The sequence below is a fragment of the Clostridium sp. LIBA-8841 genome, from assembly GCF_057782475.1.
Window position 1 is genome coordinate 2,284,129 of the sequence record NZ_CM173488.1, and the last position, 21,221, is coordinate 2,305,349.

19 protein-coding genes and 1 riboswitch are annotated in these 21,221 nt (G+C 29.0%); of the genes, 10 read left to right on the top strand and 9 right to left on the bottom strand.

The genetic code is table 11. The annotated features are described in order from the left end of the window. Positions 1-12: 12 nt before the first annotated feature. The 4 genes from recQ to thiD form a co-directional block, all read right to left on the bottom strand. The gene (recQ, locus tag AC2A4K_RS09890; protein ID WP_322502322.1) at positions 13-1,791 is read right to left on the bottom strand and encodes a DNA helicase RecQ; all 1,779 of its coding nucleotides are present in this window, start codon (positions 1,789-1,791) and stop codon (positions 13-15) included. A 205-nt stretch (positions 1,792-1,996) separates the two neighbouring features. Next, positions 1,997-2,620: a thiamine phosphate synthase gene (thiE, locus tag AC2A4K_RS09895; protein ID WP_322502323.1), complete on the bottom strand. Its 624-nt coding sequence runs from the start codon at positions 2,618-2,620 to the stop codon at positions 1,997-1,999. After that, the gene (gene thiM / locus AC2A4K_RS09900; RefSeq protein ID WP_322502324.1) at positions 2,613-3,410 is read right to left on the bottom strand and encodes a hydroxyethylthiazole kinase; all 798 of its coding nucleotides are present in this window, start codon (positions 3,408-3,410) and stop codon (positions 2,613-2,615) included. Before thiM ends, thiE begins: the two co-directional genes overlap by 8 nt. Positions 3,411-3,421: 11 nt before the next feature. Next, positions 3,422-4,216 (bottom strand): bifunctional hydroxymethylpyrimidine kinase/phosphomethylpyrimidine kinase, encoded by a 795-nt coding sequence (gene thiD, locus AC2A4K_RS09905; RefSeq protein ID WP_322502325.1) that lies wholly within the window; start codon positions 4,214-4,216, stop codon positions 3,422-3,424. A gap of 74 nt (positions 4,217-4,290) precedes the next feature. Further along, a riboswitch (TPP riboswitch) is annotated at positions 4,291-4,400 on the bottom strand. A 120-nt stretch (positions 4,401-4,520) separates the two neighbouring features. On the opposite strand from thiD, the gene AC2A4K_RS09910 reads away from it, so the two are divergent. Beyond that, on the top strand, positions 4,521-5,390 hold the full coding sequence (locus tag AC2A4K_RS09910) for a patatin-like phospholipase family protein (RefSeq protein WP_322502326.1): 870 nt from the start codon (positions 4,521-4,523) through the stop codon (positions 5,388-5,390). 188 nt (positions 5,391-5,578) lie between these two features. Here AC2A4K_RS09910 and AC2A4K_RS09915 read toward each other — a convergent pair whose 3' ends face one another. After that, positions 5,579-6,592 carry a LacI family DNA-binding transcriptional regulator gene (locus AC2A4K_RS09915; RefSeq protein WP_322502327.1) on the bottom strand — a complete coding sequence of 338 codons (1,014 nt, stop codon included), beginning with the start codon at positions 6,590-6,592 and terminating at the stop codon, positions 5,579-5,581. A 226-nt stretch (positions 6,593-6,818) separates the two neighbouring features. On the opposite strand from AC2A4K_RS09915, the gene mglB reads away from it, so the two are divergent. The 3 genes from mglB to mglC all read left to right on the top strand — a co-directional run bounded on the left by mglB (position 6,819) and on the right by mglC (position 10,515). Further along, on the top strand, positions 6,819-7,883 hold the full coding sequence (gene mglB / locus AC2A4K_RS09920) for a galactose/glucose ABC transporter substrate-binding protein MglB (RefSeq protein WP_322502328.1): 1,065 nt from the start codon (positions 6,819-6,821) through the stop codon (positions 7,881-7,883). 84 nt (positions 7,884-7,967) lie between these two features. Next, a complete protein-coding gene (mglA, locus tag AC2A4K_RS09925) occupies positions 7,968-9,515 on the top strand; it encodes a galactose/methyl galactoside ABC transporter ATP-binding protein MglA (protein WP_322502329.1) in 1,548 nt (515 codons plus the stop codon). After that, positions 9,487-10,515, top strand: a complete 1,029-nt coding sequence (gene mglC, locus AC2A4K_RS09930) for a galactose/methyl galactoside ABC transporter permease MglC (protein ID WP_322502330.1) — start codon at positions 9,487-9,489, stop codon at positions 10,513-10,515. Before mglA ends, mglC begins: the two co-directional genes overlap by 29 nt. A 43-nt stretch (positions 10,516-10,558) precedes the next feature. Here the strand turns inward: mglC and AC2A4K_RS09935 are convergent, their stop codons facing one another. After that, the gene (locus AC2A4K_RS09935; RefSeq protein WP_322502331.1) at positions 10,559-11,584 is read right to left on the bottom strand and encodes an aldose epimerase family protein; all 1,026 of its coding nucleotides are present in this window, start codon (positions 11,582-11,584) and stop codon (positions 10,559-10,561) included. 224 nt (positions 11,585-11,808) lie between these two features. On the opposite strand from AC2A4K_RS09935, the gene AC2A4K_RS09940 reads away from it, so the two are divergent. Both AC2A4K_RS09940 and galT read left to right on the top strand, forming a co-directional pair. Beyond that, positions 11,809-12,972, top strand: coding sequence for a galactokinase (locus tag AC2A4K_RS09940; protein WP_322502332.1), 1,164 nt, complete (start codon positions 11,809-11,811; stop codon positions 12,970-12,972). A gap of 82 nt (positions 12,973-13,054) precedes the next feature. Next, complete coding sequence (gene galT, locus AC2A4K_RS09945) at positions 13,055-14,551, top strand: UDP-glucose--hexose-1-phosphate uridylyltransferase (protein ID WP_322502333.1); 1,497 nt, start codon at positions 13,055-13,057, stop codon at positions 14,549-14,551. A gap of 297 nt (positions 14,552-14,848) precedes the next feature. On the opposite strand, the gene AC2A4K_RS09950 is transcribed toward galT, so the two are convergent. Continuing rightward, the gene (locus tag AC2A4K_RS09950) at positions 14,849-16,504 is read right to left on the bottom strand and encodes a nucleoside kinase (protein ID WP_322502334.1); all 1,656 of its coding nucleotides are present in this window, start codon (positions 16,502-16,504) and stop codon (positions 14,849-14,851) included. A gap of 130 nt (positions 16,505-16,634) precedes the next feature. Between AC2A4K_RS09950 and AC2A4K_RS09955 the strand changes: the two genes are divergently transcribed. The 3 genes from AC2A4K_RS09955 (at position 16,635) to fba (ending at position 18,726) form a co-directional block, all read left to right on the top strand. Beyond that, positions 16,635-17,333: a DUF421 domain-containing protein gene (locus AC2A4K_RS09955; RefSeq protein ID WP_322502335.1), complete on the top strand. Its 699-nt coding sequence runs from the start codon at positions 16,635-16,637 to the stop codon at positions 17,331-17,333. After that, the gene (locus tag AC2A4K_RS09960; RefSeq protein ID WP_322502336.1) at positions 17,330-17,764 is read left to right on the top strand and encodes a DUF4363 family protein; all 435 of its coding nucleotides are present in this window, start codon (positions 17,330-17,332) and stop codon (positions 17,762-17,764) included. Before AC2A4K_RS09955 ends, AC2A4K_RS09960 begins: the two co-directional genes overlap by 4 nt. Positions 17,765-17,859: 95 nt before the next feature. After that, a complete protein-coding gene (fba, locus tag AC2A4K_RS09965) occupies positions 17,860-18,726 on the top strand; it encodes a class II fructose-1,6-bisphosphate aldolase (RefSeq protein ID WP_322502337.1) in 867 nt (288 codons plus the stop codon). 46 nt (positions 18,727-18,772) lie between these two features. Here fba and AC2A4K_RS09970 read toward each other — a convergent pair whose 3' ends face one another. Further along, positions 18,773-19,813, bottom strand: a complete 1,041-nt coding sequence (locus AC2A4K_RS09970) for a nucleoid-associated protein (protein WP_322502338.1) — start codon at positions 19,811-19,813, stop codon at positions 18,773-18,775. A gap of 146 nt (positions 19,814-19,959) precedes the next feature. On the opposite strand from AC2A4K_RS09970, the gene AC2A4K_RS09975 reads away from it, so the two are divergent. Further along, the gene (locus AC2A4K_RS09975) at positions 19,960-20,523 is read left to right on the top strand and encodes a class IV adenylate cyclase (RefSeq protein ID WP_322502339.1); all 564 of its coding nucleotides are present in this window, start codon (positions 19,960-19,962) and stop codon (positions 20,521-20,523) included. An 83-nt stretch (positions 20,524-20,606) separates the two neighbouring features. Here AC2A4K_RS09975 and AC2A4K_RS09980 read toward each other — a convergent pair whose 3' ends face one another. Next, positions 20,607-21,203, bottom strand: coding sequence for a hypothetical protein (locus tag AC2A4K_RS09980; RefSeq protein WP_322502340.1), 597 nt, complete (start codon positions 21,201-21,203; stop codon positions 20,607-20,609). Positions 21,204-21,221: the final 18 nt, after the last annotated feature.

Consider the following 21,221-nt stretch of genomic DNA (forward strand, 5'->3'; position numbering starts at 1 on the left):
AAATTAGTTAAACTAATTTCTCTTTTTATACTTCTCATAATCTTTTAAGGTTGTAATAATAAAAGAGCCATATTTTGTTATTTTTTGCTCTCCAAAACCCCTAATATTTTTTAAAGCCTCTTTGCTTTTAGGATTTTTATTTATTATATCCATAATCATGGAATCAGTAAAAACTATATATGGCTTAATTCCCTCTCTTCTTGATATATCTTTTCTTAAAATACGAAGTCTCTTGAAAAGTTCTAAGTCCTTACATACACTTTCTTCGTTTTTATTGATATCTAAAAACACCTTTTCTTCTCCCTTTAATATCCCTATAGATCTTCTATTTAACTTTAACATGGAATATGTTCCTTCTTTTCTTTCTAAAGCACTAATAGCTAAAAGCTCATTTATTATGTCCTTTATGTACTTATTGGTATATTCCTTCATTATTCCAAAGGTAGAGAGTTCATACAGCTTATATTTTTCAATTTTTGGTCCATGAACACCTCTTAAAATATCTATTAGAACACTTTCTCCAAAAGCCTCTTTAGTTCTATAAATGCAAGATAATATTTTTTGAGCCTCTAAGGTCATATCTACAAAATCATTGTTTTTTAAACAATTAGTACAGTTATTGCAATACTTTATTGAATTTTCTTCCCCAAAGTAGTCTAAAATATATTTTCTAAGGCATTTGTCAAAGTTACAAAACTCTATTATTTGCTCTAATTTCTTAAGTTCTATAGTCCTTCTTGATATTTCTGTAGTTGAACTTATTAAATAGTCCATAAGACGTATATCCTGTTCTGAATAGAGAAGATAACACTTAGCTAAACTTCCATCTCTTCCTCCACGACCTATTTCTTGATAATAATTTTCTATACTCTTTGGGAAAGTTGAATGTATTATAAACTTAACATCAGGCTTATCTATTCCCATTCCAAAAGCATTTGTAGCAATCATAACCTTAAAATTATCATTTAAAAATTCCTCTTGATAATAATTCTTTTCCTTATTCTTTAAAGAGCCATGATACTTACCTACGCTTTTACCTCTATAAATCATATTTTTATAAAGTTCTTCAACCTCATTTTTAGTAGAACAATATATTATTCCTGACTCTTCTTCATGCTCACTTATAATCTCACTTATACTCTCTAATTTATCTACTTCTTTTAAGATATTTATTTCTAAATTATCCCTAGTGAAACTTCCCTTATAAACAAAAGGGTCTTTAAGACCTAATAGTTCTATGGAATCTTTCATAACCATTTCTGTTGCTGTTGCTGTAAATGCTGTAACAATTGGCCTTTTTCTTAATTTATTTATAAAGGGTTTTATTTTGCTATAACTTTTTCTAAAATCATGCCCCCACATTGAAACACAATGTGCCTCATCTACTACTACTTGAATAATATTAGCTTTTTCTATATTTTCTAAAAAATACTTATTTTCTAAACGCTCTGGTGAAACATAAAGAAGTTTTATTTCACCTTTTATAAAACTTCCCATTATCCTTTTAACTTCTTCAAAATCATTTCCACCACTTATATATGCTGCCTTAATCCCTAAAGAATTTAAATTATCAACTTGATCCTTCATTAGGGATATTAATGGAGAAACAACTAAAGTTACTCCACTCAAAATATAAGCAGGTATTTCATAGCATAAAGATTTTCCACCTCCAGTAGGTAATATACAAAATACATCCATCCCACTTAAAATCTTCTCAATTACTTCTTGTTGCCCTTTTCTAAACTCTTTATATCCAAAAATATTATTTAATATTTCAAATGCTTTTCTCATTTTTTTCCTAAAATCCTTACTAAATCTAACTTATTAGATTAAATTTTACCATCAAAATAAATTCTTAATTATGAATATTATACTATAAAATAAACTCTAAACAAAAATCAACATTCACCTAAAATAAAACTCAAGAAAAAGAGGCTCTAAAATTAAAGAACCTCTTTTGATTATTTCATATTTTTATTTTAATATTCAAGTTTTCCTATCTACTAAGCACCTTTAAAAACTCTTTGCTCTTCTCAATTATATCTTCGCTATTTAATAATGCTGATATAACTGCAACCCCTTCTAAATTCTCTAAAATATCCTGACTTAAATTATAAGGAGTTATACCTCCAATACCATATAGAGGTATAGAAGAAACTTCTCTTATTTCTCTTAAAGTTTCTAATGTCATTAAGATTGCATCATCTTTGCTATTGGTTGAAAATAAAGCCCCAACTCCTAAGTTATCAGCTCCATCTTCTATTGCTTTTAAGGCCTCTTCTTTATTGTGAACTGTAACACCTATAATAGCATCCTTTGGCATTATTTCTCTTGCTATAGACACATCCATATCATCTTGTCCTATATGAACACCATGAGCTTTTACTGCTAATGCCACATCAATTCTATCATTTACTAAAAAAATTGCTCCAAAGTCATTGCAAAGTTTTTTTAAAGCCTTAGCTTCTTTACACATTTCCTTAGTGTCTTTATTCTTCGCTCTATATTGAACAATAGATACTCCTCCAATTAAGGCTTCCTTAGTCTTTTCTAAAAGTTCATTAAAAGGAATCCTATAGTCAGTTACTAAGTATAATTTTTTACAGTATGAATTACTCATAATAAACCTTCTCTCTTTCTTTTATTACTTCATCACTAATCATTGAAAGCTCATCTAGAAGATTATGTTTAAAAGTCATTATCCCCTCTTTTTCTCCTAATCTTTCCTCAGCTATTTCTCCGCATATCCCCCATGCTGCTACTGCTTTAACAACTTCTTTAAATCTTAAAGCTTTATCATCATAAAAACTTAAAGCTATGGTTAATAAGGCTCCTAGCATACATCCTGTTCCTGTTATTTTGCTCATTTTATAAGTTCCATTTTTAACAATGGCTCCATCCTTCCCATTAGTTATGAAATCACATACACCAGAAACAACTATTATTAAATTTCTTTCCTTTGCATATTCTTTTATTTTATTTTTTGTATTTTCACTTAAGGTATCATTAAAAGAATCTATTCCTATTGACTTTGATGTTTCTCCTATAAGAGTTTTTATTTCAGCTAAATTTCCCTTTACAAGTGAAGGTTCTCCCTCTAATATCAACCTTTTTGCAAAATCTTTTCTAAGCTTAGAAGCTTGTACACCTACTGGATCTAAAACAGAAGGAATTCCTTTTTCTCTTGCTATTCTCATAGAAGTCATTGATGATTCCATTTGATAAGGTTCTAAAGTTCCTATATTAACTAATAATCCATTAGCCATTCCTGTTATTTCTTCTAGCTCCTCATGATGTGTAGCCATAAGAGGCAATCCACCATAGTTAATAGTTACTTGAGCTAAGTCATTAACTGTAACGTAGTTTGTTATCATGTGTATTAAAGGATTTTCTCTTTTTAAAATTCCCATTATTATTCCTCCTAATAAAATTTATAGAAATGATGTGTTGGCCCAACACCTTTTCCAAGTTTAAAGCCATTTTTTATAGCTCCTGTAATATATTCTTTTCCACTTTTAACTGCATCAGGTATATTCATTCCCTTTGATAAATTAGCTGTAATAGCTGATGATAAAGTACATCCTGTTCCATGAGTATGTTTTGTATTTATTCTATCTTGTTCAAAAAGAATAAAGTTTTCGCCATCATACAGAAGATCTGTAGCTTCTCCCTCTAAATGTCCTCCTTTAATTAAGACATTTTTAGCTCCCATTTTTTTAATATCAATAGCAGCCTTTTTCATATCTTCTATTGTAATTATTTCTCTACCTAATAACTCTTCCGCTTCTGGTAAATTTGGAGTTATTAAAGTAGCTAGTGGTATTAATTTATCTATTAAAGTATTTTTTGCATCATCTGATAAAAGCTTAAATCCACTTTTTGAAATCATAACAGGGTCTAAAACTATTTGTGGCAAGTTTTCTACTCTTCCTAAAGCATTACTTATTGCTTCTATTGATTCAATCTTAGACACCATACCTATCTTTATAGCATCAACTTCTATATCATCAAAAATAACATCTATTTGTTTTTCTATAATTTCAGGAGTAACATCCATTATTCCAAAAACTCCTTGAGTACTTTGAGCAGTTATGGCAGTTATTATGCTCATTCCATATACTCCATTGGCAGAGAATGATTTTATATCAGCCTGTATTCCCGCTCCTCCAGAACTATCAGATCCTGCAATCGTTAATGCATTAAATAATTTAGTCATATTTTTCTCTCCTTTTTTAAAATAAAAAAGCATATATAGCCCAAAGGCTATATATGCTTTAAAATCAATTAAAATATACTTGTCTCAGGCTTCCCTACGCTGGTATTAACCAGATCAGGTTAAAGGGTCAAGAAATTTAATTTCTAATCTCAGCCAGACACTACTGGCCCCCCTAGCTATTTTTATGATATTTTCTAATCCAAATGATACCATACTCATTCTTCTTTTTCAACATGTCTTTTTTTGATATTTTTTAAGTTAAGGATTATAATTTTAAATATATCAATTTTAGGAGGATATTTTTATGGTTAGTTTAGTTTTAGAAGGAGGAACTTTACGTCCTATTTTCAGTGCAGGGGTTATGGATGCTCTTCTTGATAACAATATAATCTTTCCATATTGCATTGGAGTATCAGCAGGAATAACTAATGGTTTTTCCTATTTTTCTAATCAAAAAGGAAGAAATATTGAAATATTAAAAAAATATAGAAATGACAAACGCTATTTAGGTGTTTCTAACTTTTTTAAATGTAGAAGCATTTTTGGTTTAGATTTTGTCTTTGATGAATTAGCAAACAAACTCTTCCCTTATGATTTTAATGCACTTTCAAATTATAAGGGAAAAGTTTTAATTGGAGTCACTAATGCTAACACAGGGAAAACAGAATACTTAGATGGCAAAATTAAGGATGAAAAATATATGGCCTTAAGAGCCACCTGTGCAATTCCATTACTTTTCCCATCAATAAAAATCAATGGAAACGAGTATTATGATGGAGGACTTTTAGATCCAATCCCAATAAAAAAGGCCTTAGAAGATGGGAACGAAAAGCATTTAATTATTCTTACTCGTCCTAAGAACTATAAAAAAACTTTAGGGAAAAGTAATAAATTAGCATCTAAAATAGTTGGACGTAAATATCCTAAATTAAAGGATTCTTTTTTAACAAGACATATTAAATATAATGATACAGTAAAGTTTTGTGAAGAATTAGAAAGGGATGGAAAAGCATTAATAATCAGACCTTCTGAAGAAGAATCAATTGAAAGCTTTGAAAAAGATGTCTGTAAATTAGAAAAAGCTTATAATGCCGGTTATAACGCCTGCATAAAAAACTTAGAAAAAATTAAAGCTTTATTTTTTACAATAGATTCTGTCTTAGGTGAATACTAATTTTTACTTAATTTAGATTTAAATAAAAAAGACTATGTCAGACTTAACTTAAAGTAGAACTTATGGATATATTCTGAAAATTACTCAGTTTTCTAAAAAATTTATAACTATCTTCTTCATATAATCTATAAGTTCTATTATTTTAAGTTCTGATATAGTCTCTTTTAGTTAAAAACTTAAATTATTTTTTAAAGTTTTCTACAACTATCTCTTACAATAAGCTTAACAGGTAAAACTATTTTTTTAGACATCTCTCTTCCTGTCCTCATTCTCTCTAAAAGTGTATCTACTGCAACATTCCCCATATATTCTGTGTACACCTTTATGGTTGTTAGTGAAGGATTTAAGAACTTAGCCGTACATATATCATCAAAGCCAACTATGCTTATATCCTCTGGTATTTTAAGTCCAGCCTCAGATATAGCTTTATAAGCTCCTATGGCCATAGGATCACTTGCAATAAAGAAAGCCGTGGGCAAATTCTTTTCTTTTAAAACTTTTTTCATAAGCTCATAACCATCCTCAGGTAAAAACCGTCCCTTTAAAACCCACTCCTCCTTATATCCTTTTATATCTTCCATATATTCCTTAAAAGTTTTTTCTCTATAATTTATTTTTCTTAAGGATTCATTGCTATTATGAATAATAGATTCTCCACCTAAATATCCAATTTTCTTATGACCTAAAGAAGTCAAATATTCTAAAGCTATTTTAACTCCGTACTTAAAATCCACCACAACAGAATCATACTTCCACTCTTCTGGAGAAGAATCTACAAAAACTATATTTTTAGATAGTTTCTCCATTAATTCTATTTCCTTTTCTCCAAATATTCCAATAGCTAAGATACCATCTAAATCTGTATATTCTTTAGTACCTTCATTAATAATCTTTTGAAAATCTATAGGTTTAAACTTAATTTTTTCTTCACTACATTTCTTTTCAACGGCCATTCTTATTGAAAGAAAATATGGATCATTTAACTCTTGTATTTCTGTGTACCAATAGACTATTCCTATAGTATAGTTTTTAATTTTATTTTTTCTCTCTTTTACTGTTAAATAATTTAATTCCTCAGCTATTTCCATTACTTTTTTTCTTGTTTCTTCAGACACATTAAGTGTTTCATCTAAGTTTAAAACTCTAGATACAGTAGCTATTGAAACTCCAGCACCTTTTGCAATATCTTTAATTGTAGCCACATCATCACTCCTTAACTTTCTTAAGTCTATTATATATTCTTTTAGTAAAATTTTCTAATATTTATTTCACATAATATATAAATTTAATAAATATATTTACTAAAAAAATTACTTTTTTTCATTATTTTTTCCATAAAAAACTCTTTCCTTTTATTCCTATATATGGTAATATTGTATTAAATTACAATAACTTTAAAAATTTAGGGTAAATATAGGGAGGATTTTTATGAAAAAGAAAGGTTTAGCATTAATTTTAATTTCAGCTTTAACTATGGGTACTTTAGTTGGTTGTGGTGGAGGTTCAGGTTCTACTGGATCATCTAGTGATGGAGCCAAAGAAAACGATTCCTTAAAGATAGGAGCTACAATCTACAGCTTCGAAGATAACTTTATGTCATACCAACGTAGAAATATAGAAAAGCTTGCTGATGGAAAAGCAGAATTATTAATGAATGATTCTCAAAACAACCAAGCTAAGCAAATGGAGCAAATAGATACTATGATAGCTAAAGGAGTTAACATACTTGCAATAAACTTAGTTGATCCTAAGTCAGCTCCTACTGTAATAGACAAAGCTAAAGCAGATGATTTACCAGTAGTATTCTTTAACAAAGAACCTGATGAGACTGCTATGCAAAGCTATGATAAAGCTTGGTATGTAGGTACAACTTCTGAGGAGTCTGGAATAATTCAAGGGGAAGTAATAACAGAAGGTTGGAAAGCTAATCCTTCATGGGATAAAAACGGAGATGGAAAAATTCAATATGTAATGCTAAAAGGAGAACCAGGACATCCTGATGCAGAAGCACGTACTAAATTTTCTATACAAACTATAAATGAAGCTGGTATAGAAACTGAAGAATTAGCAATGGATACAGCTATGTGGGACTCAACTAAAGCAACTGAAAAAATGGATGCTTGGGTTTCTAAATATGGTGACGATATCGAAGTTGTAATTTGTAACAACGATGGAATGGCTTTAGGTGCTATTTCTTCTCTTGAAAAAGCAGGTTATTTAGATGGAACTTCAGAAAAATTTGTTCCAATCTATGGTGTTGATGCTATTCCTGAAGCTTTAGATAAAATTAAAGCTGGTAAAATGGCAGGTACAGTATTAAACGATGCCAAAAACCAAGCTCAAGCTTTAATGGATGCTTGTATGAATCTAGTTGATGGAAAAGATATAACAGAAGGAACTGATTGGAAAGTTGATAATAAGAAATCAATTCGTGTTCCTTATGTAGGTATAACTAAGGACAATATAAACGTTGCTGAAGACTCTTATAAATAATGAAGATTCTTGCACAATAACTATCAATAATTAGGGAGACAAAAAACTCTGTCTCCCTTAATAAAAAACAGGAGGTATAAAAAGATGAAAGAATCTTCAAACCTGTTAGAAATGAAAAATATTTCTAAGGAATTCCCTGGGGTTAAAGCACTAGACAATGTCACATTAAAAGTAAAAAAAGGTTCTGTTCATGCTTTAATGGGGGAAAACGGTGCTGGTAAATCAACTCTAATGAAATGTTTATTTGGTATTTACCATCCTGATGCGGGAGAAATATTTATTTCTGGCAAAAAAATATTATTTAGAAACTCAAAACACGCCTTAGATAATGGTGTATCAATGGTTCACCAAGAACTTAATCAAGTTAGAGAAAGAAATGTTATGGACAACCTTTGGCTTGGTAGATACCCTAAAAAAGGGCTTTTTATAGATGAAAAGAAAATGTATGAAGAAACATCAAAGATCTTTAAAGATTTAGATATAGATGTAGATCCTAAAGCAAAGGTCTCTACTCTATCTGTATCTCAAATGCAAATGGTTGAAATCGCTAAGGCAGTTTCATATAACTCAAAAATAATAGTAATGGACGAGCCTACCTCTTCCCTAACTGAAAAAGAAGTTGGCCATTTATTTAGAATAATAAATAAACTTAGAGCCCAAGATATAAGTATAATCTATATCTCTCATAAGATGGAAGAAATATTAGAAATATCTGATGAAGTTACCATAATGAGAGATGGTAAGTGGATTTCTACTGAAAAAGCTTCCAATTTAACTATGGACTTAATAATAAAACTTATGGTTGGTCGCGAACTTACAGATAGATTCCCTGCTAAGACTCATACTCCAAAGGAAACTATTTTAGAAGTAAATAATCTTAGTGACACTAAAAATCAACTTAATAATGTTTCATTCAAACTTAGAAAGGGAGAAATTTTAGGAATTGCTGGTCTTGTAGGTGCTAAAAGAACTGAAACTTTAGAAACAATTTTTGGTCTTAGAGAAGTAGCTTCTGGTAACATAATTCTTCACGGTAAAAAGGTGGATAACAGTAAACCTTTTAAGGCTATGCAAAATGGATTTGCTCTTGTTACAGAGGAAAGAAGACAAACTGGTATTTTTGGAAAATTACCTATAGACTTCAATTCTATAATAGCTAATATAGATAGCTATAAGACATCTTCTGGTCTTCTTTCAAACGGAAGAATATCCGGGGATACTCAATGGGTTATAGACTCTATGAAGGTTAAAACTCCAAGTCAAAAGACCCTAATCGGCAGCTTATCTGGCGGTAATCAACAAAAAATAGTAATTGGTAAATGGCTTCTTAGAAAGCCTGAAATCTTACTTTTAGATGAACCAACTAGAGGTATTGATGTCGGTGCTAAATTTGAAATATATCAGCTTATAAATGATCTTGCAAAGGAAGATAAAGGAATAATTATGGTATCTTCTGAAATGCCTGAACTTTTAGGTGTATGTGATCGAATATTAGTAATGAGTAATGGTAGAGTTGCTGGCATAGTTAATGCTAACGAAACTACTCAAGAGGAAATTATGCATCTTTCTGCAAAATATCTATCAGTAACTGGAGGAATTAAAAATGCAAACGAAATCAAAGAAAAAGTTTAAATTAAATAGTCAGTTCTTAATGAACAATGCAATTTATATAGTATTATTCGCCTTATTAGTTGGAATTTGTATATTATCACCAGATTTCTTATCTATAAAAAACTTTATTAACATATTAAGCCAATCATCATCTCGTATAATCATAGCTCTAGGAGTTGGTGGAATACTTTTAACTGAAGGTACTGACCTTTCTGCTGGAAGAACTGTTGGTTTAGCTGCAGTAATCTCAGCTTCTTTACTTCAAGCTGGAGATTACGCATATAAAATGTATCCTAATTTATCTGAATTACCTATATTTATTCCAATTTTAGTAGCAATGGTTGTTTGTGGAATAGTTGGTCTTATAAATGGTATTGTTGTTGCTAAATTTAATGTTCCTCCATTTATCGCTACTCTAGGAATGATGACTGCAATATATGGTGTTAACTCAATTTATTTTGATAGACCTCCATATGGAGCTATGCCTATAGGTGGGCTTAGCGAATCATTTAGTAATTTTACTCTAGGATCTATTCCTATATATGGTAATATAAAAATACCTTACTTAGTTATTTATGCAATTATCGCTATAGCTATAATTTGGACTTTATGGAATAAAACTAAATTTGGTAAAAATCTTTATGCTATAGGTGGAAACAGAGAGGCTGCTGTTGTTTCTGGTGTAAATGTTGTCAGAACTCTTCTATTAGTTTATTGCTTAGCTGGAGTTCTTTATGGATTTGCTGGTACTTTAGAAGCAGGCCGTGTTGGTAGTGCTACTGCAAGTACCGGAAATATGTACGAACTTGATGCCATAGCTTCTTGTGTTGTTGGTGGTGTTTCTACAGCTGGTGGAGTTGGTACAGTTCCTGGTATAGTAACTGGTGTTTTAATTTTCCAAGTTATAAACTATGGACTAGCTTTCATAGGAGTAAGTCCTTATTTACAATTCGTTATAAGAGGCTTAATCATAATTCTAGCTGTAGCTCTTGATATGAGAAAATACGCTAAAAAGAACTAATAAAAAACTGTATGGAAGATAAATTTTCTTCCATACAGTTTTTTTAAATCCATTGAAATTCAAATATTGTTTTTTGATAATACTCATCATTTCCTTTTAACACTATATTCTCTAAGAAGCAATCATCGTAGCCTATTGGTAAACTTTGAGTTTCAAAACATATTCCGTCATGTTTTTTTGCCACTGCTCCACTTTCCAAAGGTAAGTTATCAGGAAAATTCATTGAATAACATACCATAGCCTTTTGATTTGTTTTAACCTTCATTACTCTTCCTGAAATTTCATCTAATAAAATTGCATCAACTTCACTATCCTTATTTAAAATCCATGGATGATCATATCCTGATCCGATTTTCAATTGCTCATCCTCTTTGTCTATGTCGTCTCCTATTTTTTTTAACTCTCTAAAATCGAAAGGTGTTTTTTCTACTTTTATAAAGTTTCCTGTTGGAATTAAGTTCTCATCTAATTGGCAAATTTTTTCTGAATTTATATATAATTTTTGTCCTAATACATTCCTCTTATTATTACCAGATAAATTAAAATAAGAATGGTTAGTTAAATTCACTAAAGTATCTTTATCTGAAGAAGCTTTATATTCTATAGCAAGTTCATTTTTTTCATTAAGTGAGTAGGTAATTGAAACTTTTAAGTTTCCTGGGAATCCTCCTTCACCATCTTCACTAAAATAATAAAAAGTTACAGATGATTTTTCTTCCTCTTCTTTATAATCATAGTCCCATATTTTTTTACTAAATCCTTTATATCCTCCATGAAGAGAATTTTCATTATTATTTTTATCTAAATCATATTTAATGCCATTTAACTCAAAAGTTGCATTCCCTATTCTTCCAGCTACTCTTCCTATGCTTGCTCCTAAACTTGAAGGATTTTCAATATAACTCTCATCATCTTTATATGTTAATACTATATTTTCCTTATTTCCTTCCTTATCTTCCACAAGTATTCTCTTTATAGTAGCTCCTAAATTTAAAAGTTCTGCAGATATTTTATCATTTTTCAGTATTATTTTACTTATTTTATCATTAAATTTACTTTCAATAACCATATTACACACTCTCCCCTTTATATTTATAGGTTAATTTTAACAATTTAACATAGGTATTTCAATAACTTTATATGCTTAAATTCCTTAAATAACAGTGAATTCATTCAAATCTTCTAAGTAAAAAATATTAAATGAAAAAATAGTAAAATTTTTAGTAAAACAATTGATTTTTTAACCATGTAATCGTATAATTATATTACATATTTTATATTCGGAGGTATATTATGGATTTAAATACACTTAAATCAGCTTTTATTAATAATTTTGAAACAGAACCTACTTCATTATTTTTTTCACCAGGAAGAATAAACCTTATAGGTGAGCATATTGACTATAATGGCGGTTTTGTATTTCCTTGCCCAATAACTCTAGGTACATTTGCAGCTGCAAACTTAAGAGAAGATAGAATTTGTAGAGCATATTCTCTTAACTTTGAATCTCTTGGCACAATAGAATTTTCATTAGATGATTTATCCTATAAAAAGGAAGATAATTGGACAAACTATATTAAGGGTGTTCTAAAAACACTTTCAAATAAGGGTTATAAAATAGATAAAGGTATAGACATAGTTATTAATGGAACTCTTCCAAATGGTGCTGGTCTTTCTTCATCAGCTTCTTTAGAAATGTTAATAGTAAAGATTTTAGATACTTTCTTCTCTCTTAACATCTCAAAAGTAGATGCTGCTATAATAGGTAAAGAAGTAGAAAATAATTATATAGGCGTTAATAGTGGAATAATGGATCAATTTGCAATCTCATTAGGGGAAAAGGATAAAGCAATTTTACTAGACTGTAACACACTATACTATGAATATGTTCCTTTAAATTTAGGAGATAATTCAATAATTATAATGAATACAAATAAAAGACGTGAACTTGCAGATTCTAAGTATAATGAAAGAAGAAAAGAATGTGACGACTCTCTAGAAATACTTAAAAAACACGCTGATATTTCTTCTCTTTGTGAGCTAACAAGTTCACAGTTTGAAACTCATAAAGACAAAATAGAAGATTCTAATAAATTACGTAGATGTGTTCATGCTATTTCTGAAAATGAAAGAGTAAAAAATGCTATAGAAGCATTAAAAGAAAATAATCTTGAACTCTTTGGAGAACTTATGAATCAGTCTCATATTTCTCTTAGAGATGATTATGAAGTTACAGGTAAAGAGTTAGATACACTAGCTGAAACAGCTTGGAAACAACCTGGTGTTTTAGGTGCTCGTATGACTGGTGCTGGATTTGGTGGATGTGCCATAGCTATAGTTAATAATAATCACATTGATGATTTTGTTAAAAATGTTGGACAAACATATAAAGATGCTATAGGATATGAAGCTTCATTTTACGTAGCATCTATAGGTGATGGCCCTACTAAACTTTAAAATTGATTTAGGCTATCTGAAAATAGATAGCCTAAATTATAATAAGTGGAAATTTACATGATTAAAATAAGGGGGAATTTACATGTTTAATTTAAATGCTTTAATAGATAGATTAATAGAGATATCAATAAATAATAACCTTATAGAAGAAATGGATACCATATATATTAGAAATAGACTTCTTAGCTTATTTAAGGAAGAAATTTATACTCCGAGTGAAGAAAGTCTTACTCTTTCTTTTCATGAAACATTAGCTGCCTTAATAAATATAGCTTTAGACAAAAAATTAATAGAAGATGCATTATATGCTAAAGATATTCTATCTAGCCATATAATGAATACATTCTTACCTTCTCCATCTTTATTAAATAAAGAATTTTTCGTAAAATACTCTTCTTCTCCTGAAGAAAGTACTAACTACTTCTACTCTTTAAGTAAAAATTCAAACTACATAAGAACTGATAGAATCGCTAAAAATATAAGTTTTAAAGCGCCATCTAAGTATGGAGTTATGGATATTACTATTAATTTGTCTAAACCCGAAAAAGATCCTAAGGAAATAGCATTAGCAAGAAATTCAGTTAAAAGCAACTATCCTAACTGTTTATTATGTATTGAAAATGAAGGATATGAGGGTACAGTAACTCATCCTGACAGAGCTAACCATAGAATGATAAGATTAAATCTTAATAATAAGACTTGGCTATTACAATATTCTCCTTATCTTTATTATAATGAGCATTGTATAATACTTTCTAAAGAACACGTTCCAATGAAAATAGATACTAATACTTTTAAAAATCTTTTAGAATTTGTAAATCAATTTCCTCATTATTTTGCTGGTTCAAATGCTGACTTACCTATAGTTGGAGGATCAATTCTTTCTCATGAACATTATCAAGGAGGAAATCATAGATTTCCTATGAATGATGCTAAAAAACTTTTTGATTTCTCCCTAGATGCCTTTGAAGATGTTCAATGTGAAGCTATTAACTGGCCAATATCAACTATAAGATTAAGAGGAGAAAATATAGATTCTTTAGTTTTAGCATCTGACTTAATACTAAAAAAATGGAGAAATTATTCTGATGAGTCTTTAGGTATATTAGCTTACTCTAATGAGGAGCCTCATAATACTGTAACACCTATGGTAAGAAAAGAAGAAGGAAAATTTGTTATTGATTTATCTCTTAGAAATAATAGAACTTCTGAAGAACATCCTCTTGGAATATTCCATCCTCATAAAGAAGTTCATCATATAAAAAAGGAAAACATAGGACTAATTGAAGTTATGGGTCTTGCTGTCCTTCCTGGAAGATTATTGAAAGAACTTGAAGAAATTAAAGAATATTTATTAGATAATACTTCTCTTGACTCTATTGAAGAATATCATAAACCATGGGTTCTTGAACTAAAAAAGAAATATAATTATTTAAAATCTTCAACTGAGTTAAATGATTTTGTAAATAAGGAATTATCAAATAAATTTGTATCAGTTTTAGAACATTGTGGTGTCTTTAAGTTAGACGAAAATGGATTAGAAGGTTTCAAAAAATTCACTAACTCACTTAATGAATAAAATTAATTTTTAAATAACAAAGGTATATATCAAAAGTAACTTAAAATAAAACTTATAAATATATTCCAAGAATTACTAGAATTCGCTAAGAATTTATAGCCATTACTCCGAAGATTTTGCTAAAGCTCCGAAACTCCCGTTGGTCAAACAGTCTCAGCTTCTTAACGCAAATTCTTCTACGTAATAGCTTAAATTCTAAAGCTTATCTAGATATTCTCTTCATACTATTTATAAGTTTTATTATTTTTATATAACCTCTTTGCTATTTTACCTAAAATAATAAAAAGCAAAAACTTATTAGTACTTGTAGAAACAACTTCCACCTATAAATTCTCTTAGTATGGAGTTTTCAGGAACTCTTTCTGAGGCTACTTCAACAAAAAACTTTAAAGAATTTATTATTCTTTTAGCTTCATAGTAAACCTTACTATTCCTATCTATTTTTTCTAGTTCTCTTAAAGCATATTTCTTTAAGGCAGCTAATTCATAGACTAAGGTTGAGTTAAACATAACATCAGCCTCTTCTTGATAAACAAATATATTTTTTTCTTCTCCCCTTTTTATAGAATCCCACATTTCTAAGGTTTGCTCTACACTATAGCCTCTTGATAAAGAATCCCTAACAATACGTCTTATTTTTCTTACATCTGTTGTTGGAATTCTATTATGATTATCTAAGTTTAATTGAGTTAATGCAGAAATATATACCTTAAACTTATTTTTAGAAGCTACTTTTTCTGTAAGCTTTGGATTTAATCCATGAATTCCTTCAACTACAAGTATTCCATTATCAGGTAGTTTAAGTTTATTTCCAACCCACTCTCTTTCTCCTAGCTTAAAATTATAAGAAGGTATTTCAACCTCTTCGCCATCTAAAATGTCGTGAAGATTCTTATTGAATAATTCTAAATCTAAAGCATTTATAGATTCAAAATCTGGTTTTCCTTCTTCATCTAAAGGGGTATGAGTCCTATTTATAAAATAATCATCTAAAGATATTGCTATTGGTATATATCCATTAACCCTAAGTTGTATAGCAAGTCTTTTAGAAAATGTTGTTTTTCCTGAAGATGATGGACCTGCTACTAAAACAACCTTAACTTCCTTTCTTTCACTTATCATGTCTGCTATTTGAGCAATTTTTTTCTCATGTAAAGCCTCAGAAACCCGTATTATATCTAAAGACTCTTCTCCTTCTAATTTATAATCCAAAGAACCCACATCTGGAGTTCCTAATATATTTAGCCATCTCTCAGTTTCTCTAAATACATTAAAAAGATTTCTTTGCTCCTTAAATACAGGTACAACAGTTGGATTTCTATGACTTGGTAACATAAGTATAAAACCAGGGTTATAATATAGTAAATCAAAATACTTTAATACCCCTGTTGAATAAGCCATATCTCCATAAAAATAATCATACCTATCTTCTAATTTATATAAATTAACATATTCCTCTTGAACCCAATGTAATAAATCAACCTTATCTTTCATTTTATAAGATTTAAAAATATCTATGGCCTCTTTCTTTGGAACTTTTACTTTTTCTATTACAATATTTTTATCTATTATTTCCTTCATTTTTTTCTTTATATTAACTATATCCTCTTCATCTAAGGCTTTTTCCTTATGAACTTCTCCAAATATCCCTTTGCTTATAGAATGCTCTATATCTATTCTTGCATCTTTAAAAAGATCTAAAGTAGCCTTTATAAATACAAATTGTAAGGTTCTACTATAAGCTATTTTACCTTGGGGATTACTTATGTTTACAAGTTCTATAATTCCATCTTCCCTTATTAAATCAGTAAATTCATAATACTGATTTTTTTGTTTAACCAAAGTAATAGGTATTGATTCTTTTATATAGTCTTTCTCTAAAATAGCTGAATATTTTTCTCCCTCATTAAAGACTAAGGTTTTACCTTTTACATTGACTTTAAAGCTTTTCATAAACACCATTCCTCTCTACTCATAATCCCGCTTTATTGTTATTATACACTTAAAATTTTAAAAAAGTTATCTATTTTTGTATAAATCTCCTCTAAATTTGTTAACCTATTTTACTAGAGGAGGGATTTTTATGCTAATAACCTTTATAAGAACTGCAATCTTATATTTCCTAGTAATAATAAGTATTAGGCTTATGGGGAAACGTCAAATTGGTGAATTACAACCTTATGAACTTGTAATAACCTTAATGGTATCGGACTTAGTAGCCTTACCAATGCAAGATCCTCGTCTTCCTCTCCTTCTAGGAATAATACCAATAATTACTCTTTTGTTTATAAAAGCATTGATATCTGAAATTGAACGACATAGCCGATTTTTTGAAAAACTACTAGATGGTACTCCTTCTATAATAATAAGTAACGGCGAAATTAATTTAGATATGATGAAAAAGCAAAGATTAACAATGAATGATATACTAGAGGAGTTACGAAGCGCAGGTTATTTGAATATAAAAGATATTCAATATGCAATCATAGAAACTAATGGAACTATATCTATTATTCCTAAAAGTGACTGTGAAAATGTTAAAAGAAAAGATTTAAAAATAAAAGAAAGTGAATCAAAGATGCCTGTTGTTTTATTAGAGAACGGACGTATAAAGAAAAAATCGCTTCAGGCACTGCACAAGGATGTAAAATGGTTAGATGATAAATTACAATCTATGAACTATCCTCCTAGAGATAAACTATTCTTAATCATGCTAGATTCTGAAGGAAAATTATTCATTCAAAAGAAAAATCAAAGAGATAAAGAGGATATTGTATTATGAAGAATACTATAATTTCAACATTAATATTTTTTTTCATTCTTGGTTCTGTTTTATTTTTCAATGTTAAATTAACAGATGTTTGTGGTAAAGTAAATGAATCTAGTGATAAAATAGAGTCATATTTAAATGAAGAAAATTGGAAAGAATCATATAGTGAATCTATTAACTTGAGAGATATGTTAGAAGAAAACTATGTATCTCTATCTCTTTATGTAAATCATGAGCAATTAGATAATTTAAGTAAAGAGGTACTTAGTTTAACTCAATACATTAAGGGAGAAGATATTTCAAACAGCTTGTCTTCTGTATATATAATTAAAGCTTATACAAAACATATAGAGGATATTCAAAAGGTTAACATAGGAAATATTTTAATTTCTAATCTAAAAAATATATTTTATTGTGGAATTTATACTAATTTTAGTTTATAATGTTATTGTAAGGGGCAAGTCCCACATGGACTTTTTATGTCCCTATACATGATTTTAATAAAGTTAATGTAAGATTTTGAAAGGTGGTAAACAAAATGGCATTAGTTAACACAAGAGAAATGTTAAATAAAGCAAGAGAAGAAAAATACGCTGTTGGTCAATTCAACATAAACAACTTAGAATGGACAAAAGCTGTATTATTAACTGCTCAAGAAAATAACTCACCAGTTATATTAGGAGTATCAGAAGGTGCTGCTAAATATATGTGTGGATTCAAAACAATAGTTGGAATGGTTAACGGAATGTTAGAAGAGTTAAAAATAACTGTTCCTGTAGCATTACACTTAGATCACGGTAGTTATCAAGGAGCTATAGATGCTATGGCTGCTGGATTCTCATCAGTAATGTTCGATGGATCACACTACTCAATCGAAGAAAATATAGTTAAAACTAAAGAAATAATCGATTTAGCTGCTGCTAAAAACGTATCAGTTGAAGCTGAAGTTGGATCAATCGGTGGAGAAGAAGATGGTGTTGTTGGAGCTGGTGAAATAGCTGATCCTGCTGAATGTAAACAAATCGCTGATTTAGGAGTTACTATGTTAGCTGCTGGTATCGGAAACATCCACGGAAAATACCCTGCAAACTGGGCTGGATTAAACTTTGAAGCTTTAGCTAATATTAAAGCTGCTACTGGAGATATGCCTTTAGTATTACACGGTGGTACTGGAATCCCTTCAGACATGATCGCAGAAGCTATATCATTAGGAGTATCAAAAATAAATGTTAATACTGAATGTCAATTAGTATTTGCTGAAGCTACTCGTAAATATATAGAAGCTGGTAAAGATTTAGAAGGAAAAGGATTCGACCCAAGAAAATTATTAGCTCCTGGTTTCGAAGCTATAAAAGATATAGTTAAAGAAAAAATGGAATTATTCGGTTCAGTAAACAGAGCTTAATAATCTTAAATAATAAAAAGAGATTAGATTTTCTAATCTCTTTTTTTTACTTTTCTATATAATTTTTAATATTCTTTATAACCATATTTATACTTCCATCACCATTTCTTACGATTTCAAACTTAGATTCATCATGATAAGCCTCATCATCAATATATAAATCTATTTCCTTATCAATTTTAAGTCTAGTTCTTTTCATTTTTTTCTCAACCCAAAGCTTATCTATTTCAACATCGTCCTCTAAACCTTGTCCTTTTACAAAGGTTGTAAAATTCTCTTTCATCATGGGTTCTTCATTGAATAACTCACGAGATAATTCTTCTATATTTATAACATCTTCTTCTTTTAGCTTACCTTTTATTTTAGTTCTAATATTTTCAGCTTTTTCTGCATCTTCAATAATATTATTTCTTGTCCAAGTTTCTGTTGCCTTAACAAAAGTTTTTGTCATGTCTCTTTCATTTTGAAACACTGTACACCCTAAATAATTATTTATAAAGTAATTTGCTCCATATTCATCCTCTTCTGATGATTTCCTTTGCTTATCTATTACCATAAGGTTTATATCCTGATCATCTCTTATAGGCTTTATAAATGCACATTTTTGAACCTTTTGTCCTGATGCTGGTAATCCCGCTGCCTGCTCCACTATTCCTATTCCAATTTTGTCATCAACAAAATCAACTTTATGAGTAAAATTTTTTATATAATCCATTTTTAATATTCCAAGCATAGGCCCTTGATCTGTTGATATTGATACTGTAAGTAAGTCACAGCTAGGTATATTACTATTTCCCCTCATTATATAAAACATTTGTCTTGCTAACTCTTGAGAAACTTCAACGATGTCTCTATTAACTCCATTTAAATAATCTTGAGATACTTCCTTTACTACATGTCTTTCCGGATTGAAAATAGCATATTTTAAGTCTTCACTTTTCAAACCCTTCTCAACGTGTTTATATATAAATTTATATACATCATCTGTTAAATCTATTTTATATTCATTTAATATAGGTTCATCACTATTACTATCTAATATATGTATAACAGCTTCCATTATATTTATATCATTTACGTACTCCATTCTTAAACCTCCATTGAAATTTCCATGTATTTTTGACACATCTTATATTCTATCAAAATACAATGGAAAAATCATCATTCATATTCTTTCATATCATTAATAATTTGTTTATAATAATATTATAAGAATTTTGGAGGTAACTTATTATGAAAGAACTTGAAACACGTGTTATAGATATTGATGTTGAAAAACTAAGAGAAACTTTAAAGAATCTTGGAGCAAAAAATGTTAAGCGTGAAAATCAAATAAATGATATTTTTGATTTTCCTGACAGAAAATTATTAGATAAAAAAGGTTATGCAAGAATAAGAACTGTTGAAGATCTTATAAATAATAAAACGGTATATTTTATGACAACAAAAAAAATGCTTAGCCAAGATAAATTTAAAGTAATGGAAGAAAATGAAACAATCATAGCTGACGGTGCTGTAGGTAAAAATATTTTTAAATCTTTAGGATTAGATTTATTTGAAACAATAAAAAAATATAGAGAAAGTTATGAATTTAAGGATTCTCTAATAGAAATAGATATTAATGATCCATCTTTTTGTCCATTTCCATATATAGAGATAGAAACTTCATCTGAAGAAAAACTTAGTGAAATACTAACTTCTTTAGGATATACCATGGAAGATACAACATCTAAAACTATTTATGAGATTCTAAAAGATAAAGGAATTTCTCCTAATAATAATCAAAAAGGATTATAAAATTTAAATATGTTATATAGTTTTCTATATAGCATATTTTTTTATTTATAAATTATAATATAAAAATCATTTACTTTATAATTCTAAGTAAAGTGTTTTATCCTTTTATTTATAAATTTTAAAAACCCACTTCCTTTTCTTGGTAAGGCAAAACTATTATGATGATATGTTTTACAGTTTATTATATCTTCGCAAAACATTTCTAATTCTATCAATAATTGCTCATACTCTAAACCATTATCTTCTAACCCATTTTTCCAAAGATTTAAGTCAGCCAATACCCCTATTCCCTTTTGCCATACAATGAATTTCTTCTTACATATTTTCATACAATTTTCTAAAAGTAATTCTAACTCTTCTGTACCCCTTAAAACATCTAAATCCCCATTTAAAATTACTGAAAAATAAATATTTCTATTGCCTTCTTCATTTTCATTACTAATTAAATTCAAAAATCTTTCTGATAAATCATTAAACCTATCTTTTTTTAAGGATGAAATAAAAACAATATTATCATAAACCTTTAAATCTTCATTTATATTTTTAAAATAATATTCACTCAATAAAATTTTTGAACATTTTACTCTTCCATCTAAATTATCTTCTATATAATTTGCTATACAATAGGAATTACTCTCACTTCCATCACAACTCCCTATAACCAACAGTACTCTTTTCACGAACCCACCTCCCATTAT

What these genes read in the sequence shown, in the direction of transcription:
- AC2A4K_RS09975 (WP_322502339.1), top strand. Translation starts at nt 19,960, where the DNA reads ATGAAAGAACTTGAAACACGTGTTATAGATATTGATGTTGAAAAACTA.
- AC2A4K_RS09940 (WP_322502332.1), top strand. Translation starts at nt 11,809, where the DNA reads ATGGATTTAAATACACTTAAATCAGCTTTTATTAATAATTTTGAAACA.
- fba (WP_322502337.1), top strand. Translation starts at nt 17,860, where the DNA reads ATGGCATTAGTTAACACAAGAGAAATGTTAAATAAAGCAAGAGAAGAA.
- thiE (WP_322502323.1), bottom strand. Translation starts at nt 2,620, where the DNA reads ATGAGTAATTCATACTGTAAAAAATTATACTTAGTAACTGACTATAGG.
- AC2A4K_RS09955 (WP_322502335.1), top strand. Translation starts at nt 16,635, where the DNA reads ATGCTAATAACCTTTATAAGAACTGCAATCTTATATTTCCTAGTAATA.
- mglB (WP_322502328.1), top strand. Translation starts at nt 6,819, where the DNA reads ATGAAAAAGAAAGGTTTAGCATTAATTTTAATTTCAGCTTTAACTATG.
- AC2A4K_RS09950 (WP_322502334.1), bottom strand. Translation starts at nt 16,504, where the DNA reads ATGAAAAGCTTTAAAGTCAATGTAAAAGGTAAAACCTTAGTCTTTAAT.
- galT (WP_322502333.1), top strand. Translation starts at nt 13,055, where the DNA reads ATGTTTAATTTAAATGCTTTAATAGATAGATTAATAGAGATATCAATA.
- mglA (WP_322502329.1), top strand. Translation starts at nt 7,968, where the DNA reads ATGAAAGAATCTTCAAACCTGTTAGAAATGAAAAATATTTCTAAGGAA.
- thiM (WP_322502324.1), bottom strand. Translation starts at nt 3,410, where the DNA reads ATGGGAATTTTAAAAAGAGAAAATCCTTTAATACACATGATAACAAAC.
- AC2A4K_RS09960 (WP_322502336.1), top strand. Translation starts at nt 17,330, where the DNA reads ATGAAGAATACTATAATTTCAACATTAATATTTTTTTTCATTCTTGGT.
- thiD (WP_322502325.1), bottom strand. Translation starts at nt 4,216, where the DNA reads ATGACTAAATTATTTAATGCATTAACGATTGCAGGATCTGATAGTTCT.
- recQ (WP_322502322.1), bottom strand. Translation starts at nt 1,791, where the DNA reads ATGAGAAAAGCATTTGAAATATTAAATAATATTTTTGGATATAAAGAG.
- AC2A4K_RS09910 (WP_322502326.1), top strand. Translation starts at nt 4,521, where the DNA reads ATGGTTAGTTTAGTTTTAGAAGGAGGAACTTTACGTCCTATTTTCAGT.
- mglC (WP_322502330.1), top strand. Translation starts at nt 9,487, where the DNA reads ATGCAAACGAAATCAAAGAAAAAGTTTAAATTAAATAGTCAGTTCTTA.
- AC2A4K_RS09970 (WP_322502338.1), bottom strand. Translation starts at nt 19,813, where the DNA reads ATGGAGTACGTAAATGATATAAATATAATGGAAGCTGTTATACATATA.
- AC2A4K_RS09935 (WP_322502331.1), bottom strand. Translation starts at nt 11,584, where the DNA reads ATGGTTATTGAAAGTAAATTTAATGATAAAATAAGTAAAATAATACTG.